General features: G+C 64.3%; 14 protein-coding genes. 8 read left to right on the forward strand and 6 right to left on the reverse strand.

The annotated features are described in order from the left end of the window. Positions 1–102 precede the first annotated feature (102 nt). The 5 genes from JQ609_RS25190 to JQ609_RS25210 all read right to left on the reverse strand — a co-directional run bounded on the left by JQ609_RS25190 (position 103) and on the right by JQ609_RS25210 (position 7,636). Positions 103–885, reverse strand: coding sequence for an alpha/beta fold hydrolase (locus tag JQ609_RS25190; protein WP_212208514.1), 783 nt, complete (start codon positions 883–885; stop codon positions 103–105). 3 nt (positions 886–888) lie between these two features. After that, on the reverse strand, positions 889–2,184 hold the full coding sequence (locus JQ609_RS25195) for an O-acetylhomoserine aminocarboxypropyltransferase (RefSeq protein WP_212275499.1): 1,296 nt from the start codon (positions 2,182–2,184) through the stop codon (positions 889–891). A gap of 55 nt (positions 2,185–2,239) precedes the next feature. Next, positions 2,240–3,544 (reverse strand): nicotinate phosphoribosyltransferase, encoded by a 1,305-nt coding sequence (pncB, locus tag JQ609_RS25200; protein WP_212275501.1) that lies wholly within the window; start codon positions 3,542–3,544, stop codon positions 2,240–2,242. A gap of 61 nt (positions 3,545–3,605) precedes the next feature. Next, the gene (locus JQ609_RS25205) at positions 3,606–7,154 is read right to left on the reverse strand and encodes a molybdopterin cofactor-binding domain-containing protein (RefSeq protein ID WP_212275504.1); all 3,549 of its coding nucleotides are present in this window, start codon (positions 7,152–7,154) and stop codon (positions 3,606–3,608) included. Next, a complete protein-coding gene (locus JQ609_RS25210; protein ID WP_212275506.1) occupies positions 7,154–7,636 on the reverse strand; it encodes a (2Fe-2S)-binding protein in 483 nt (160 codons plus the stop codon). Before JQ609_RS25210 ends, JQ609_RS25205 begins: the two co-directional genes overlap by 1 nt. Positions 7,637–7,934: 298 nt before the next feature. Here JQ609_RS25210 and JQ609_RS25215 point away from each other — a divergent pair, with 298 nt between their 5' ends. The 8 genes from JQ609_RS25215 to JQ609_RS25250 all read left to right on the forward strand — a co-directional run bounded on the left by JQ609_RS25215 (position 7,935) and on the right by JQ609_RS25250 (position 16,293). Continuing rightward, the gene (locus tag JQ609_RS25215; protein WP_212275508.1) at positions 7,935–9,383 is read left to right on the forward strand and encodes a 6-hydroxynicotinate reductase; all 1,449 of its coding nucleotides are present in this window, start codon (positions 7,935–7,937) and stop codon (positions 9,381–9,383) included. Further along, positions 9,380–10,288: a UPF0280 family protein gene (locus JQ609_RS25220; protein WP_212275510.1), complete on the forward strand. Its 909-nt coding sequence runs from the start codon at positions 9,380–9,382 to the stop codon at positions 10,286–10,288. Before JQ609_RS25215 ends, JQ609_RS25220 begins: the two co-directional genes overlap by 4 nt. Positions 10,289–10,303: 15 nt before the next feature. Then, positions 10,304–10,888, forward strand: coding sequence for an amino acid synthesis family protein (locus JQ609_RS25225; RefSeq protein WP_212275512.1), 585 nt, complete (start codon positions 10,304–10,306; stop codon positions 10,886–10,888). An 83-nt stretch (positions 10,889–10,971) separates the two neighbouring features. After that, positions 10,972–12,174 (forward strand): ABC transporter substrate-binding protein, encoded by a 1,203-nt coding sequence (locus JQ609_RS25230; protein ID WP_212208506.1) that lies wholly within the window; start codon positions 10,972–10,974, stop codon positions 12,172–12,174. A gap of 243 nt (positions 12,175–12,417) precedes the next feature. Beyond that, positions 12,418–14,316, forward strand: coding sequence for an ABC transporter permease (locus JQ609_RS25235; RefSeq protein WP_212275514.1), 1,899 nt, complete (start codon positions 12,418–12,420; stop codon positions 14,314–14,316). Continuing rightward, positions 14,313–15,104 carry an ABC transporter ATP-binding protein gene (locus JQ609_RS25240; protein ID WP_212208504.1) on the forward strand — a complete coding sequence of 264 codons (792 nt, stop codon included), beginning with the start codon at positions 14,313–14,315 and terminating at the stop codon, positions 15,102–15,104. The genes JQ609_RS25235 and JQ609_RS25240 overlap by 4 nt, the downstream gene beginning before the upstream one ends. Beyond that, the gene (locus tag JQ609_RS25245) at positions 15,101–15,805 is read left to right on the forward strand and encodes an ABC transporter ATP-binding protein (RefSeq protein WP_211995753.1); all 705 of its coding nucleotides are present in this window, start codon (positions 15,101–15,103) and stop codon (positions 15,803–15,805) included. Before JQ609_RS25240 ends, JQ609_RS25245 begins: the two co-directional genes overlap by 4 nt. A gap of 32 nt (positions 15,806–15,837) precedes the next feature. Beyond that, the gene (locus JQ609_RS25250) at positions 15,838–16,293 is read left to right on the forward strand and encodes a MarR family winged helix-turn-helix transcriptional regulator (protein ID WP_212208503.1); all 456 of its coding nucleotides are present in this window, start codon (positions 15,838–15,840) and stop codon (positions 16,291–16,293) included. Between the two features lie 60 nt (positions 16,294–16,353). Here JQ609_RS25250 and JQ609_RS25255 read toward each other — a convergent pair whose 3' ends face one another. Then, on the reverse strand, positions 16,354–16,941 hold the full coding sequence (locus JQ609_RS25255; protein WP_249119288.1) for a hypothetical protein: 588 nt from the start codon (positions 16,939–16,941) through the stop codon (positions 16,354–16,356). Positions 16,942–17,016 lie beyond the last annotated feature (75 nt).

The following is a 17,016-nucleotide window of genomic DNA, read 5'->3' on the forward strand; positions in this document are numbered from 1 at the left end:
GGCAAGATGAGCGATGTGGATAGAACCCCTCATCCGGCGCGCCTTGCGCGCCACCTTCTCCCACAAGGGGAGAAGGAAGAAGAGACACCCATGTTCGCGCCGTTACCCCCGCAGCGCCGCCAGCAATTCATCCGGCGCTTCGGCCATCATCATGTGGCCGGCGCCTGATAGCACCACGACGCGCGCGTTCGGCGTTGCCGCTGCCAGCGTCTTGCCGGCTTTTGCCGGGGTCATCATATCGCGTTCGCCGAGAATGAATGTCGCTGGCACCTTGACCGCCGCTGCGGCAGCGAGCGCGCCCTCGTAGGAATTGCAGGCGTTGAGATCGTTGTACAGCACGCCCGGACGGGTCTGCTGCAGCACCCGCTGCGCGCCCTGATGCATCCATAGTCCCGGCGCGAGGCTGCCGCCGAGTTCGGCCTTGAAGCCGAGACCCCAGATCGAGACCATGTCGATCGCATCGGGATTGTTGAACTCCGCGGCCTTGAGCAGGTCGGGGCCGACGGTCATCGTGGCCGCGGTTCCGATCAGGCTGAGCCCTGAGACCTTGTCCGGATGACGCGCCGAGGTTTCCAGCGCGATCAGCGATCCCATGGAATGTCCGACCAGTTTTGCCTTGGGCGCGCCGGCCGCATCCAGCAGTGCCGCGGTCCAGTCGGCCATGTCCGATATCGTCGGCAAGGCGTTGCCGGCCGAACGGCCATGGCCCGGCAGATCCGGCGCCAGCACGGCATAGCCGTGATGGGCGAACCAGCGGCTGTGCAGCGCCCAGGTCGAATGATCAAAACCCGCGCCGTGCAGCATCACCACCGCGGGCAGCGACGGATCGAACGGACGACCGCCGGTGGCAACGAACGTATCGGACCCTTTGACTGACAGTTGCATGGCTCACACCTTCTGCGATGCGCGAAGCGCCTGGCCGAGATCGTCGATGATGTCAGCCACAGCTTCAATCCCGACGGATAGCCGCACCAGTTCCTCGCCGACGCCGGCGGCCTTGAGTTGCGCCGCGTCCATCTGCTGATGCGTCGTACTGGCGGGATGGATCACCAGCGTCTTGGCGTCACCGACATTGGCGAGGTGGCTGACCATGCGCAGCGTCTCGATGAATTTCTTGCCCGCGGGACGGCCGCCCTTGATGCCGAAGCTGACGATCGAGCCGGCGCCCTTCGGCAGCAGCCGCAAGGCCAATTGATGGTCGGGATGATTTTCCAGCGCGGGATGCAGCACCCACTCGACCGCCTTGTTGGCTTTGAGGAATTCCAGTACCGCGAGCGTATTGCTCATATGGCGTTCCATGCGAACACCCAGCGTTTCCACGCCCTGCAGCAGCTGGAACGCATTGGTCGGCGACAGGCACGCGCCGAAGTCGCGCAGGCCTTCGGTGCGGGCGCGCATGATGAAGGCGGCCTGGCCGAATTGCTCGTCGAAGACGATGCCGTGATAGCCGGCATACGGCTCGGTCAGGACAAGGAATTTGCCGGAATCGTGCCAGTCAAAATGCCCGCCATCGACGATGACGCCCCCGATCGCGATGCCGTGGCCGCCGATCCATTTGGTCGCCGAGTTCATCACGATGTCGGCGCCGAGCTCGATCGGCCGGCTGAGGAACGGCGTGGCGAAGGTGTTGTCGATCAGCAGCGGGATCTTGGCGTCATGGGCGATTTCCGCGACCGCCGGAATATCCAGCACCTCAAGGCCGGGATTGCCGATGGTCTCGCCGATGACAAGCCTTGTGTTCGGCTTGATCGCGTCGCGGAACTCGTCGAGCGCGCGCGGTTTCACGAATGTCGTCGTGATGCCGAAGCGCGGCAGCGTGTGCGCCAGCAAATTGATGGTGCCGCCATAGAGCGAAGAGGAGGCGACGATATGGTCGCCGGCATTGAGTAGGGTGGCGATCGCCAGATGCAGCGCCGCCATGCCGCTCGCGGTGCAGATCGCGCCGACACCGGCTTCCAGCGCCGCAAGCCGCTCTTCGAGCACTGCGGTCGTCGGATTGGAAATCCGCGTATAGATATGCCCGGCGCGTTCGAGGTTGAACAGCGCGGCGGCGTGGTCGGAATCCTGGAACACGTAGGACGTGGTCTGGTAGATCGGCACCGCGCGGGCGCCGGTGACGGGGTCCGGGCGCTGGCCGGCATGCAGGCTCAGGGTTTCAAAGGCAGGCGGCTTGGGTGCGGGCATGCGGGCCTCGTCAGATCGTTGGGTGGCCAGGGATTGCGTGTTGCGTGTTGCCGGTTCAGACGTGCACGGCGGCGCGGACGCGGCCGGCATTTCCGAATACGCGTAGGTATCGCTCGACCTCGGAGGGCGAGCCTGTCGCCTTTTCCGGATTGTCCGACAGTTTGACGGCCGGCCGTCCATCGACCGACGTCACCTTGCAGACGATCGAGATAGGATCGAGATCGGCCGATCCGTCCGGCGCGCAGCCGACGAAATCATTGGTGAGGTTGGTACCCCAACCGAAGCTGACGCGGACCCGCCCGGTAAAATGCCGATAGGTCTCTTCGATCGAGCCGACGTCCATGCCGTCGGAGAACACCAGCAGCTTCTCCCGGGGATCACGGCCCTTCTGCTTCCACCACTTGATAATGTCTTCGCCGGCCGCGATCGGCGGCGCGCTGTCGGGTCGAAAGCCGGTCCAGTCGGCGACCCAGTCCGGCGCATCGCGCAGGAACGGCTTGGTGCCGAAGGCGTCGGGCAGGGCGATCAGCAAATTGCCGCCATAGGTATGGCGCCATTGATCGAGGATGCGATAGGGCGCCCAGCGCAATTCGGTATCGTCATTCGCAAGGGCCGCCGCGACCATTGGCAATTCATGCGCATTGGTGCCGATCGCTTCGAGATCATTGTCCATCGCGAGCAGCACGTTGGAGGTGCCTGTGAACGATGAGCCGAGGCCTTCCTTGACCGCCTCGACGCACCAGCGTTGCCACAGAAAACCGTGACGGCGGCGGGTGCCGAAGTCGGACAACCGCAAGCCTTCCAATTTGCGCAGCCGCTCGACCTTGGTCCAGAGTTTTGCCTTGGCGCGGGCATAGAGCACGTCGAGCGCAAATCGCCCCTGTCCCTTCAGCGCCTGGCGCGAGCGCAGTTCGTTCAGGATCGCGAGCGCCGGGATTTCCCACATCGTGGTGTGGGTCCACGGCCCGTGGAAATGCAGTTCATACTGGCCGTCCACCTTGCGCAGCTCGTATTCGGGCAGGCGGAAATTGGCGAGCCAGTTGATGAAGTCGGGCGAGAACATCTGGGTCTTGCCGTAGAACGTATTACCGGCGAGCCAGATCAGTTCCTTCTTGGTGAAGCGGATGGAGCGGGCGTGGTCGAGCTGGGCGCGCAACTCGCCCTCATCGATGATCTCGGCCAGCCGCACATGCTTGCTGCGGTTGATCACCGAAAACGTCACCTGCTGATCCGGGTAGAATTCCCGAATCATCTGCAGCATCAGCAGCTTGTAAAAGTCGGTATCCAGCAGGCTGCGAACGATCGGATCGAGCCGCCAGCCGTGGTTGTAGGTCCGGGATGCAATATCTGTGACTGCCATGCCGGAACTCTATCGCGCCCGCGGCGGCCCAACCAGTGGCTTTTGGCGGCGGCATGCCAGCTCAGCGCGCCATTTCCTGCCGGATTCGCCCAACGGTTGCGTGGATATCGCCCCATCCCGGCCTCTCCGGGGCAAATTGTCGCCGCAGGTAGGCGGCCAGCTCCGCAACCTGGCCGTCGGTCAGGCTGTCCTTGAAGGCGGGCATATAGCCGAGGTCGCTGGTCACGGGGGCTTTGATGCCGTGCAGGATTACCTGAATCAGATTGTCGGGCACGGCGCTGTGCAGGTTGCTGTTCAGCGCCAGCGACGGCCGGCTGCCGAACAAGGGCGCGCCGCCGACCTCGTGGCAGACCGCACAGGCACCCTGGTAGATCCGCGCGCCGACGCTGGAGGCCGCAACGAGCCGGGTGCTGGTCGCCGCCTCGAGTTTGGCGGCGAGGGCATCCTGTGCCCGCTTGTCGGCGGCGGTCTCATTGAACGAGCCGAGATAGACGGCCATGGCGCGGATATCCTGATCGGGCAGCGCAGCGAGTTCCTTCACGACCGGCGCCATCGGTCCCGCGGCGACGCCGTGCAAGCGCGACTCGCCGGTCCGCAAATAGGCGTAGAGCTCATCTTCGCTCCAGGGGATCGGCGCCTGCGACAGTGACGTCAGGGCGGGTGCTTCCCAACCTTCGGCGAAGCCGCCCGCGAGGTAAGCACTTTGCTTTTCCGCTCCCAGCGCATTGCGCGGCGAATGGCAGGCGCTGCAATGGCCGAGGCCTTCGACCAGATAGGCGCCGCGATTCCACACGTCCGATTTGCTCGGGTCTGCCTGGAACGGCTTTGGCTGATGGAACAGCGCGTTCCATCCGGCCAGCAGCGGGCGGATGTTGAACGGGAACGCCAACTTGTTTTCCGGATTTTCCGCGCGCACCGGCGATTGCGCCATCAGGTAGGCGTAGAGCGCCTGCAGATCGGCATCGGTCGTCTTCGCGAAGTGCGTATAGGGAAACGCCGGATAGAGGTGCCGTCCATCGCGATGGATGCCTTCGCGCATCGATCGCTCGAAGGCGGGATAGGACCATGCGCCGATGCCGGTTTCCACGTCGGGCGTGATATTGGTGCTGTAGATAACCCCGAACGGCGTATCGAGCGGCCGGCCGCCGGCATTGAGCACGCCATTGATGCTGGTGTGGCAGACCGCGCAGTCGCCGAGCGCCGCGAGTTGCTGGCCGCGCGCGATGGTCGCCGCCGAATAGACTGACGCATCCGGCCGCGCGATCGGCCCGATCGCGCGCCACGGCAGTACAGCAGCGCCGATGCCGACCACCGCCGCGCATAATGCCGCCGCCGTCGCCAGCACGCCGCGCCGTCCGGCAAACGGGTTTTGCCATTTGGTGAGATCGGGTACGGGCGGCGGCGCAGGCAATGCCTCCGGCACCGCCGCCGCGTCGCCGTGCAATCCCCGCAAAATGCGCTCCGGCGTGAACGGCAATTCGCGAAAGCGCACACCGGTCGCATCATAGATCGCGTTGGCGATGGCGGCAGCGCTGGGGACCGAGGCGGACTCGCCGACGCCGAGCGGTGGCTGGTCCTGCCGCGGCAGCATCAAGACATCGATCTTCGGCAGGTCAGGAAATTTGACGATGGGGTAGGCGCCCCATTCGCGCGCCGTCACGGACGCGCGGTCGAACGAGACTTCTTCCATCAGCGCGCGGCTGGTCGACTGGATCACGTTGCCGTGGATCTGATGACGCACCCCTTCCGGGTTGATCATCAGCCCGGAATCTTGGCCCGCGACCACGCGGGTGACGCTGACATCGCCGGTCGCCTTGTTGACGGCAACATCGGCGATCCACGCCGACCACGCCGCGCCATAGCCCGGGAATTTGCTGTGCACATAGAGCGCATAAGCAAAGCCGCGCCCGCGCACGATGTCGCCCTCGGCTTCAGGCTCCTGCCGTACCGGCCGCGGTTTCCAGCCCGCGCGCTCGGCGACCGCATTGACGAGATCGACGGCGCGCGCGTCCTTCAGATAACGCAGCCGATATTCGATCGGATCGACACCGGCTTCAGCGGCGAGTTCGTCGATATAGGATTCATGCGCGAAAGTATTGGGCAGCGCCGAGACGCCGCGGAACCAGGAGGCGCGCACGATCGGCGGCATGTCGTGCGCCACCACGCGCATGTGATCGTAATCGTAAGGCGGAATCGCGGTGCGATCGCCCATCTCGAACACGGCGGGCTCCGGCGCGATCCGCCCGGTGAGCAGCAGCGCCAGTGTCGGCGCGCCGTTCGACGGATAGCGCGTCGCAAAATCATAGGCCGCGACGCTGCCGTCGGCGTTCAACCCGCCATTGACGTCCATCAATTGCCCGGTGCCCTTTGGTTCCCAGGCGTGTTCCTGCTCGCGCGTCAATTGCACGCGGACGGGACGGCCGACCGCGCGCGACAGCAGCAGCGCGTCGGCGGTGACGTCGTCGGCGCAGTTGCGGCCATAGCATCCGGCGGCTTCCATCCTGATCACATCGATCTCGGCTTCGGGCCGCTCGATCAGCAGTGCTAGATCGGTGCGCAGGATGTGCGGGTTCTGCGTGCCGGACCACACCCGGATCGCGCCGTCCTGATAGTCGGCGACCGCGCAGGAGGGGCCGATGGAGCCGTGCATCTGATACGGCCAGACATAGGTGCGCGCCATCGGCTTGGCGGCGGACGCGATGGCGGCGTCGACGTTGCCCTTGTCGATCAGCGTCCGCGGCGTCGATGGGTTGGCGCGCAGCGCCGTTTGGAGATCGCCGAGATCGGGCAGGACAGGCACCGGCTTCCAGCTCACCTTGAGCTGCGCCGCCGCCTTGATCGCGTTCTCATCGCGCTCGGCAACCACGCCAATGAAATCGCCGATCCTCACCACGGCCACCAGCCCCGGGATATCGCGCACCGAAGCTTCATCGACCGCGATCAGGCTGGTGCCGACGAACGGGCCTGCGTCGATGCCGGCATAAGGCGGCCGCACGACGCGGCCATGCAGCATACCGGGCACGCGCATGTCGTGAACGTAAACGAGTTCGCCGGTGGCCTTCGCCGGCAAGTCGACGCGGGGCACCGATTGCCCGACGATGGAATAGGCGCTGACGTCCTTCACCGTTACGTCTTCGGTGAGTTCGAGCCGAATGATCTCGCCGGCGATCAATTCTCCATAACTGATAGTGCGGTTATCCTTGCCGCGGATCAGCCCGTCTTCGATGTTGAGATCACTGGCCGCTACCTCCAGCCGTTCCGCCGCACGCGCGATCAAAAATTGCCGCGCCTGCGCTGCAGCCTTGCGCAGCGGCACCGCCGTGATCTGGATGGTTTCGCTGGCGATCGTCGCGCCCTGGTTGGGAACGACAGAGGTGTCGCCCAGCACCACGACGACGCGGGCAAAGGACACGTCGAGTTCCTCGGCGACGATCTGTCCGAGTGCGGTGCGGATTCCGGTGCCGAGATCGACGTGGCCGTTGTAGGCGGTGACCGAACCATCAGCGGTGATCTTGATGAAGGTTTCGAACGCACTCGCCTCTGCCGGACGAACCACCGACAGCGATCCCTGCGCTCGTTCACTGCTCGCTGGCGTCTCCGACGTTGCCATCAGTCGTGCGCCTCGACGGCGTGGCCCGCGGCGCGCATCGCGGCACGGATGATCTCGATATGTGCGCCGCAGCGGCACAGATTGTAGCGTAGTGCTTCCAGCACTTCGGCCTCGGAAGGATGCGCGTTGCGCATCAGCAGCGCCTTGGTGCTGATGATCATGCCGTTCAGGCAGTATCCGCATTGCGCGGCCTGCTCGCGGATGAAGGCCTCTTGAACCAGATCGGGGTGCTCGCGCGAGCCGAGGCCTTCAAGCGTCACAATGTCGCGCCCGGCGCAGCCTTCGATCGGGATCACGCAGGAACGCGCCGCCTCACCGTCGATCAGCACCGCGCAGGCGCCGCACTCGCCGAGCCCGCAGCCATATTTCGGTCCGTTCAAGGCGAGGTCGTTGCGCAGCACATAAAGCAATGCGGTGTCGGGCGCGGCGTCGACATCGCAGCTTTTGCCGTTGACGGTCAGGCGCATCGTGCTCTGCGTCATGCTCTGCGCCTTGATCCCTGGGCCCCGGTTGCGCTGCAAAATTTGGTGCGGACGTCCTTCGAAGATACCGTTTGTATACAAACGTGCAAGCGGGGCGTTCCCTGACGCAATGCCTTGCCCGCTTTATAAACACGGCGCGAGGCAAATGAGTTTTTATGCGGCAATCGCGGTTTTTCGCTTGGGGCCCCGCTTGACAGGGTTTCCGTCCGCGCGCAACATCGTTCGTGTACGAACAAAATGATCGTCTCGCGGGAATGCGGGTATGATCGACGCCTCCCAGCGAGCAGGCTTGTTCACGATGACGGATACAACGACTGCCGGTGACGACAAGATCCGCTGCGATGCCTGTCCGGTGATGTGCTACATCAAACCGGGCGCGGCGGGCGCGTGCGATCGCTATGCCAATCATAACGGCGTATTGGTGCGCGTCGATCCGCATATCGTGCTGGAGCGAACGGTGTCGCATGGCGGACGGCTGGTGCCGTTCCAGGCCGGCGGCGGCGATTGGGACGGCAAGCTGGTCCGTGAGCCCAATGTGTTCGTGACCGCGATCGGCGCCGGCACGACGTACCCCGACTACAAGCCGGCGCCCTTCATCGTGTCGTCGGAGATCGACGGCGTCGACATGGTCACCGTCGTGACCGAAGGCATTTTCAGCTATTGCGGCGTCAAGGTGAAGATCGACACCGATCGCCATCTTGGCCCCGAGACCGCGACCGTCCGCGCGCAGGGCGAGGCGATCGGCCATGTCACAACAGGCGAATATGGCTCGCAGATGCTCTCGCTCGGTGGCGTGCATCATCTGACCGGCGGTTCCAAGAAAGAGGGGCGCGTCACCTGCGACGCGTTGATGGACCTCTCCAATTGCAAGCCGATCGAACTGACGATCGACGGCGGCGCGACCGTCGTGGTGCAGGCCGGGTATCCGCCTGTTGTCAACGGCGTCGCGGAAGAGCGGATGCGGGTCGGCTGCGGCTCGGCCACGATCGGCATGTTCGCCAAGCAATGGCACGGCAAGGTCGATGAGGTCGTTGTCGTGGACGACCACATCACCGGCGTTCTCTCGGAGCATCAAGCCGGCAAGCTGCTCGATATTCCCGATACCGGGATCAAGATGAAGGGGCGGCGTTCGACGCCGGGACGTTACTTCCAGGTCGCTGAGCCCGGCACCGGCTGGGGCGGCACCAAGATTTCCGATCCGCTGTCCGTGCTGGGCCCGTTCAATCCAAGGGAGGCGCGGCCCGGCCTGACCATGCTGATGGTTTCGACCACCGGCGAGCACGCCGCCTACTACGTGCTCGACGAGGCGCTCAAGCCGGTTGAGACGCAGATTCCGCTCGATCTGAAGCTCTCGGTCGAGCGTATCCAGGAAAATTGCGAACCGGCGCTATGCACGGTGTTGTTCATGGGCGGCGCCGGCGGCTCGCTGCGCGCCGGGGTCACCGACAATCCGGTGCGGCTGACGCGGTCGGTCAAGGATGCGCTGACGCGGGTCACCAGCGGCGGTGCGCCGGTTTACGTCTGGCCGGGCGGCGGCATCACGTTCATGGTCGATGTTACCCAAATGCCAGCCGGCGCCTTCGGTTATGTGCCGACGCCTGCCTTGGTGGCGCCGATCGAATTCACGCTGCGGCTTTCGGACTATGCGGCGCTCGGCGGCCACATGGACTACGTCCGGCCGCTGGCCTCGCTCAAGGACAACACCGAAGTCCGCCCGATGCCCTACATTCCGGGACGGCACGCATGAAACGGCTGCCGCAAATAGCGCTTCTTCCTGACGGCAAGCGGCTGCATTTGCAGGACGGTCCAATCGATCTGATCATTGAGGCCAAGGGGCAGGAGGCGGAGGTCCGCGCCGCCTATGACGCCGCAGTGCGTCGCTTCACCGGTTTGCTCGATGAACTCTGCGAGGAATTGACGACGCTGCGTCAGCCGGTAAATCCCGTGCAATGCGCCCTGCAAGGCGTGGTCGCGTGCCGCATGCATGCGGCGGTCGCTCCGTTTGCCGCCCATCATTTCATCACGCCCATGGCAGCGGTGGCCGGCTCCGTCGCGGAAGAGATTCTCGGCGCGATGCTGGACGCGGCCCGTCTCGAGCGCGGCTATGTCAATAATGGCGGCGACATCGCGCTGCATCTGACCGGCGGCGAACAATTCACCGTCGCCCTGATGGACCGGCCGGACCGGCATGGCCTGATGCGCACGATGATCGTCGATGCCGACGGCCCGGTCCGGGGCATCGCGACCAGCGGCCGCCATGGCCGCAGCTTCTCGCTCGGCATTGCGGATGCCGTCACCGTGCTGGCGCGAACGGCGTCGAAGGCCGATGCCGCCGCCACCATCATCGCCAATGCCGTCGATTTGCCCGGTCATCCCGCGATTGTCCGCTGTCCGGCCAATGAATTGCAGCCAGACAGCGATCTCGGTCCGCGCCGCGTCACCCGCGATGTCGGGCCGTTGACCGAAGGCGAGGTCGAAGCCGCGCTGGAGGCGGGGGCTCTCCGCGCGCAACAATTGTTCGCAGCCGGGTTGATCGAAGGCGCGGCGTTACGCCTGCTTGGCGAAACGCTCGTGGTCGGAACTACTGGCTGTGCGACGCCTGCGTTGCATGCCCATCACGGAAGCGCGATAGAAAGTGAAGTTCATGCTTGAGCGGGAAAAAGGCCAATGAGCGCCATCATTCGCAAGATCGTCACGGTGGTCGAGGAAACCCATCTGGAGATGGGGCAAAAGGTGTCGCCGCCGACGCGGCGCGCTGCGGCCATTGCCGTGATCGAAAATCCGTTCGCCGGCAAGTATGTCGAAGACCTTTCGCCGTTGATCGCAATCGGCGAGGAACTCGGCGAACTGCTGTCGAAGCGGGCGGTGGCGGCGCTTGGGATCGACGGCGCCAAGGCGCAGAGTTACGGCAAGGCCGCAGCGGTCGGTGAGAACGGCGAGCTCGAACACGCCGCCGCGATCCTGCACCCGAAGATGGGCGCGCCGGTGCGCAAGGTGCTGAGCAAGGGCGCGGCGCTGATCCCGTCCTCGAAGAAGCGCAGCGGTCCGGGCACGACGCTGGATATTCCGCTCGGCCACAAGGACGCGGCCTTCGTGCGCAGCCATTTCGACGGCATGGAAGTGCAGATCAACGACGCGCCGCGCGCCAACGAGATCATGGTCGCGGTGGCCGTCACCGACAGCGGCAGGCCGCTGCCGCGTGTCGGTGGATTGACGGTTGCTGAAGTCAAAGGTGAAGACGGTTTGAGATAGGGCATGATCCGGAAAAGTGAGTACCGGTCGTCCGAAGAGATCATGCTCAAGTAAAATTGGTTTCAACATTGGAGGGTGAGGGTATGCGACGAAGTTATTTGTTGGGAGCGGGATTGGCCATCGCGGTTACGGGCATGGCGAGCTCTGCTTTTGCCCAAAGCGAGATCAAGATCGGTGAGATCAACAGCTATTCGCTGCTGCCCGCCTTCACCGAGCCCTACCGCAAGGGCTGGCAGCTCGCGGTCGAGGAAGTCAACGCCGCCGGCGGCATCAACGGCAAGAAGCTTGTGGTCGTCTCCAAGGACGACGGCGGCAAGCCGGCTGACGCCACCACCGCCGCCAACGAACTGGTGTCGAGCGAGAACGTCGCGATGCTGACGGGCACCTTCCTGTCCAACATCGGCCTTGCCGTCAGCGATTTTGCAAATCAGAAGAAGGTATTCTTTCTCGCGGCGGAACCCCTGACCGACGCCATCACCTGGTCGAAGGGCAACCGCTACACCTTCCGCCTGCGTCCTTCCAATTACATGCAGGCGGCCATGCTGGTGGAAGAAGCCGCCAAGCTGCCGGCCAAACGCTGGGCCACGATCGCGCCGAACTATGAATACGGCCAGTCGGCCGTTGCCGTGTTCAAGAAGCTGATGTCGGAAAAGCGTCCCGATATCGTCTGGGTCGACGAGCAGTGGCCGCCGCAGGGCAAGATCGATGCCGGTCCGGTGGTGCAGGCCGTGGCCGCCGCCAATCCCGAAGCGATCCTCAACGTCACCTTCGGCGCCGATCTCGTGAAGCTCGTTCGCGAAGGCAATACGCGAGGCCTGTTCAAGAACCGTTCGGTGGTGTCCTTCCTCACCGGCGAGCCGGAATATCTCGATCCGCTGAAGGACGAAACGCCTGAGGGCTGGATCGTAACGGGTTACCCCTGGTACGACATCAAGACGCCGGACCATGATAAATTCCTGAAAGCGTATCAGGCCAAATTCAACGACTATCCGCGCCTCGGCTCGATCGTCGGCTACCAGACGATCAAGGCGGCCGCAGCGATTCTCGCCAAAGCCAACTCCACCGATCCGGAGAAGCTGATCGCCGCGACCGAAGGGCTGTCGATGCCGTCGCCGTTCGGCGAAATCACCTTCCGCAAGATCGACCACCAGTCGACGCTCGGCGCTTACGTCGGCAAGACCGCGCTGAAGGACGGTAAAGGCGTGATGGTGAACTCGGTCTATCGCAAGGGCACGGATTATCTCCCGAGCGATGCCGAAGTCGAAAAGCTTCGCCCGAAGGATTGAGATCGTCGGTTACTTCTCCCTCGCCCCGCTCTTGCGGGGAGAGGGTCGGGGTGAGGGGCTCTCACCGCGCGTCCTGTGCTCGTGGTTAGACCTGTACCCCCTTACCCGAATTGCTTCGCAATTCGACCTCTCCCCGCAAGCGGGGCGAGGTAAGAACAGACCTCATCCTGAGGAGCCACGCGTGAGCGTGGCGTCTCCAAGGATGATGCCACCGACCTGACCAACGCGAGCAAAAGACCGCCCATGGCCTTCTACTTCGTTCAGTTCCTGACCGGTCTCGCCAGCGCGGCGTCGCTGTTTCTGGTCGCGTCGGGTCTGTCGATCATCTTCGGCGTGACGCGGATCGTTAATTTCGCCCATGGCGCCTTCTACATGCTCGGCGCCTATGTCGCGTTCACGCTGACCGAGCGCTTCTCCGGCGCGCTCGGCTTCTGGGGCGGCATCGTGGTCGCGGCGCTGATCGTGGCCGTGGTCGGCGTGATCGTCGAGATGGTGCTGCTGCGGCGGATCTATCACGCGCCGGAACTGTTCCAGTTGCTCGCGACCTTCGGCCTGACCTTGATGGTCGAAGACCTCGTGGTGCTGATCTGGGGGCCCGATGATCTCCTCGGCCGCCGTGCGCCGGGTTTCAAGGGCGCAGTCGATTTCTTCGGCCAGAACATTCCGACCTACGATTTGTTCCTGATCGCAATCAGTCCAATCGTGCTCGGCGGGCTTTGGCTGCTGTTCCAGCGCACGCGCTGGGGCGTGCTGGTGCGCGCGGCGACGCAGGACCGCGACATGGTCGCAGCGCTCGGCGTCAATCAGAAATGGCTGTTCACCAGCGTGTTCGCGCTCGGCGTCTTTCTGGCCGCGCTGGGCGGCGCGCTGCAGATCCCGCGCGACGCGGTGCATCACGCGCTCGATCTGCGCATTATCGTCGACGTGTTCGTCGTGGTCGTCATCGGCGGGCTCGGCAGCATCATCGGCGCCTTCGTGGCCGCGGTGCTGGTGTCGGAGCTCAACGCCTTCGGCATTCTGATCTTCCCGAAGATTTCCATCATCCTGGTATTCCTGGTCATGGCGGTGGTGCTGATCGTCCGTCCGTGGGGCTTGTTCGGCAAGCCGGAGGCAGCCGCGCGTCGCACGCCGGGGCTGACTGTCAATCCCTGGCGGCCGCTGACGACAAACGAGCGCTGGCTGGCGATGGCCGGGCTTGCGGTTGCGGCGATGCTGCCGCTGTTCGCCGGCAATTATGCGCTCACCGTCGGTTCGGAGATCGCGATCTTCGTGATCTTTGCCGCCAGCCTGCATTTCCTGATGTCGGTCGGCGGGCTCGCCTCATTCGGCCATGCCGCCTATTTCGGGCTCGGCGCCTATGGTGTTGCGTTCCTCGCCAAGATGGCGGGGCTACCGATGATCGTGTCGCTTCTCGTCGGCCCGCTGCTCGGTCTGCTCGGTGCGGCCATCTTCGGCTTCTTCGCCGTGCAATTGTCCGGCGTCTATTTTGCGATGCTGACGCTGGCGTTTGCGCAGATCGTCTGGTCGATCGCGTTCCAGTGGGTCACGGTGACCGGCGGCGACAACGGCATTTTGGGCGTCTGGCCGGAGAAATGGGCGGCGGGTCCGGCGAGTTTCTACTGGCTGTCGCTCGGCATCGCCGCGATCGCGGTGGCCATATTGCGGGTGATCGTGTTCTCGCCGTTCGGTTTTGCGCTACGCGCAACGCGGGATTCGCTGCTGCGCAGTGAAGCTATCGGCATCAACGGCAAGCGCGTGCAGTGGACCGCCTTTGTAATTGCGGGCACCGTCGCCGGATTTGCCGGCGCGTTGTTCGCGTACCTGAAAGGCAGCGTGTTCCCCGACAGCCTCGGCATCTCGCTGTCGGTCGATGCGCTGGTGATGGTGCTGCTCGGCGGCGTCGAGACCGTGTCCGGCGCCGTGGTCGGCGCCATCGTCTTCAAGGCGCTCAACATCTGGCTGGTGAGCCAGACCGATTTGTCCAAGCTTGTGCTCGGCGGCTTCGTCGTGCTGATCGTGGTGGCGTTCCCCAAAGGCATCGTCGGGGTGCTGGAGACGATCCGCAATCGCCGCAAGTCTTCGACGTCTGAATCCTCGTCTAAGTCGTCCCTAGCCACTTCCCGGATCGAGACCGCCGAATGAGCATGGTCCCCACATTGCTGTCGGTCGAGAACCTGAGCAAATCCTATGGCGGGGTCCACGCCGTGCGGAGCGTTTCGTTTGCGCTGCGCGCCGGCGAAATCCTGGCGCTGATCGGGCCCAATGGCGCCGGCAAGAGCACCTGTTTCGACATGCTCAACGGCCAGAACACCCCCGACAGCGGCCGGATCAATCTGCTCGGCGAAGAAACCGTCGGCAAAAAGCCGCGCCAGGTCTGGCGGCTCGGTGTCGGCCGCACCTTCCAGATCACGGCGACGTTCCCGACCATGACCGTGCGCGAGAACGTGCAGGTCGCGCTGGTGTCATACGGGCGGCAATTATTCAATCTCTGGGGCTCGACGGCGCGTTACGCCCGCGAGGAAGCCGGCCGGCTGCTCGACCTCGTCGGCATGGGCGCCTATGCCGGGCGTCCCTGCGGCGAGCTCGCCTATGGCGATCTGAAGCGGCTCGAACTCGCAATCGCCCTCGCCAACCAGCCAAAACTTCTGTTGATGGACGAGCCGACCGCGGGCATGGCGCCGCGCGAGCGCATCGAACTGATGCGGCTCACCGCGCAGATCGCCCGTGAAAAATCGATCGGCGTGCTCTTTACCGAACACGACATGGACGTGGTGTTCGAGCATGCCGACCGCATTCTCGTGCTCAACCGCGGCAGCCTGATCGCCGAGGGCACACCCGAACAGGTCCGCGGCAATCCGCAGGTCCGCGCGATCTATCTCGGCGAGGGCCTGGTCTATGATTCGCGGCACCGCGAGGGAGCCGGCGCATGAAGCTCTCGGTGCAGGACCTCAACAGCTATTATGGCCCGGCGCATATCCTGTTCGATATTGCGCTCGAGGTCGGCGAGGGCGAGGTCGTGGCGCTGCTCGGCCGAAACGGGGCCGGCAAGTCCACCACCTTCCGTTCCATCGTCGGTCTGGTCCAACAGCGCTCCGGTCGTATCCTGTTCGAAGGCAGAGACGTCTCCACCGAGCCGACGCATGCGATCGTGCGCGGCGGGCTCGGCTATGTGCCTGAGGAGCGGCGCATCTTCACGGACCTGACGGTCGAGGAAAATCTCGAGGTCGGCCGCCAGCCCAAGCGACCCAACGCGCCGTACTGGACCCGCGAAAAGCTGTTCACGCTGTTCCCGAACCTGGGCGAGATGCGCGGGCGTCCTGGCGGGCGCATGAGCGGCGGCGAGCAGCAGATGCTGACGATCGCGCGGACGCTGATGGGCAATCCATCCCTCGTGCTGCTGGATGAGCCTTCCGAAGGGCTGTCACCGAAGATCGTGGAGCAGATGGTCGACGCCATCCTGGCCATGAAGAAGGAAGGCGTCAGCATCCTCGTCTCCGAACAGAATTTGCATTTCGCCCGGCTGATTTGCGACCGTGCCTACATCATCGAGCGCGGCAAGATCTGCTATGGCGGCACGATGGCTGAACTCGACGCACGTCCGGACATCCGCGACGCGCATCTGTCGCTGTGACCGGCGGCGGCAAACAAGAAGAGAGAGCGTAGATGGGCAGGAGTGTTTCGGCGAAACGGAGCGTCAAGCCTGCGCGGCCGTCCTACATTCTGGACGAGCAGGTCGGCTTCATCCTGCGCCAGGTCTGGCAACGCCATTCGACGATTTTCGCCCGCGAGATCGGCATCAACCTGACCCCGACGCAATGGGCGGCAGTTGCGAAGCTGACCGAGACCGGTCCGTGCTCGCAAAATCTTCTGGGCCGGCTGACCGCGATGGACGTTGCCACCATCAAGGGTGTGATCGACCGCCTCACGGCGCGCGGTCTGACCGAGACCAGCCCGGATCCCGAGGACGGCCGCCGTCTGCTGGTCAGTCTCACGCGGGCAGGGCAGCAGCTCGCGGAGAAAGCCGCGCCCAATGCACTCGCGATCACCCGGGAAACGCTGGCGCCGCTCGACGCCAAGGAGCGCGAGATGCTGATGGCGCTGCTGGACAAGCTGCGCTGACGCGGAGGCGTGCCTTCCGATCGAAGCGAATTCACGCCGCAGCGCCGCACGGTGGTTGCGCTACTCCGCAAGACTGAGCACCAGTGCAATTGCTCCCACCAGAATGAGACTGATTGCCCATGACCTATCCAGGTTGAACCAGCTCCGCGATACGAATTTGAGGCCAAGATAACGGTACACCAGCCATGCCAGGCATCCGCCGGCCGCGATCATCGCGATGGCGTGGACGACGGCGACCAGTCCGGCCATACCGAGATTGGCGTTGATGAGGCTCAACGCTGCCTCGTGGCCCTTGTCGAGGTCGGCCTCCCGGCAGAGCCCGAGATAGATCGGCACCAGCATCAGCCCCGCGCCGTGCGCGATTGCCACGGCAAAGGACCACAGCCCCAGTTGCGTCGGCCGTATCCGCGCCAACGCTCTTGGATGGCGCCGATCGACAAGGCGGAAGATACCGAACCCGATAACCAGGAGACTGGCGCCGATCTGGATCTGGCGTTGCCATTCGACGAGGGTGACCAGCAGCGCGAAGGGGAGGAGCACCAGCAGCATCGCCAGCAGATGGCCGGCCGTCAGCGGCACCAGCGCGGCGCCGAGGGCACGCGTCGTCCTTTCCATCAATCCGGCGGATACAGCGAGCGGCCATCCCATTCCCGGATTTACGCCGTGGTAGAAACCGCTCGCGATGACAGCCAGCCAGAGCCAAGCCGGTGTCCAATCCGCCGT

Origin of the sequence: Bradyrhizobium sp. AUGA SZCCT0169, assembly GCF_018130085.1 — a bacterium.
Taxonomy (GTDB): Bacteria; Pseudomonadota; Alphaproteobacteria; order Rhizobiales; family Xanthobacteraceae; genus Bradyrhizobium.

Bases quoted from the DNA above. Each gene is read 5' to 3' on its own strand.
- JQ609_RS25190 (WP_212208514.1), bottom strand. From the start codon at position 885: ATGCAACTGTCAGTCAAAGGGTCCGATACGTTCGTTGCCACCGGCGGT.
- JQ609_RS25195 (WP_212275499.1), bottom strand. From the start codon at position 2,184: ATGCCCGCACCCAAGCCGCCTGCCTTTGAAACCCTGAGCCTGCATGCC.
- pncB (WP_212275501.1), bottom strand. From the start codon at position 3,544: ATGGCAGTCACAGATATTGCATCCCGGACCTACAACCACGGCTGGCGG.
- JQ609_RS25205 (WP_212275504.1), bottom strand. From the start codon at position 7,154: ATGGCAACGTCGGAGACGCCAGCGAGCAGTGAACGAGCGCAGGGATCG.
- JQ609_RS25210 (WP_212275506.1), bottom strand. From the start codon at position 7,636: ATGACGCAGAGCACGATGCGCCTGACCGTCAACGGCAAAAGCTGCGAT.
- JQ609_RS25215 (WP_212275508.1), top strand. From the start codon at position 7,935: ATGACGGATACAACGACTGCCGGTGACGACAAGATCCGCTGCGATGCC.
- JQ609_RS25220 (WP_212275510.1), top strand. From the start codon at position 9,380: ATGAAACGGCTGCCGCAAATAGCGCTTCTTCCTGACGGCAAGCGGCTG.
- JQ609_RS25225 (WP_212275512.1), top strand. From the start codon at position 10,304: ATGAGCGCCATCATTCGCAAGATCGTCACGGTGGTCGAGGAAACCCAT.
- JQ609_RS25230 (WP_212208506.1), top strand. From the start codon at position 10,972: ATGCGACGAAGTTATTTGTTGGGAGCGGGATTGGCCATCGCGGTTACG.
- JQ609_RS25235 (WP_212275514.1), top strand. From the start codon at position 12,418: ATGGCCTTCTACTTCGTTCAGTTCCTGACCGGTCTCGCCAGCGCGGCG.
- JQ609_RS25240 (WP_212208504.1), top strand. From the start codon at position 14,313: ATGAGCATGGTCCCCACATTGCTGTCGGTCGAGAACCTGAGCAAATCC.
- JQ609_RS25245 (WP_211995753.1), top strand. From the start codon at position 15,101: ATGAAGCTCTCGGTGCAGGACCTCAACAGCTATTATGGCCCGGCGCAT.
- JQ609_RS25250 (WP_212208503.1), top strand. From the start codon at position 15,838: ATGGGCAGGAGTGTTTCGGCGAAACGGAGCGTCAAGCCTGCGCGGCCG.
- JQ609_RS25255 (WP_249119288.1), bottom strand. From the start codon at position 16,941: ATGGGATGGCCGCTCGCTGTATCCGCCGGATTGATGGAAAGGACGACG.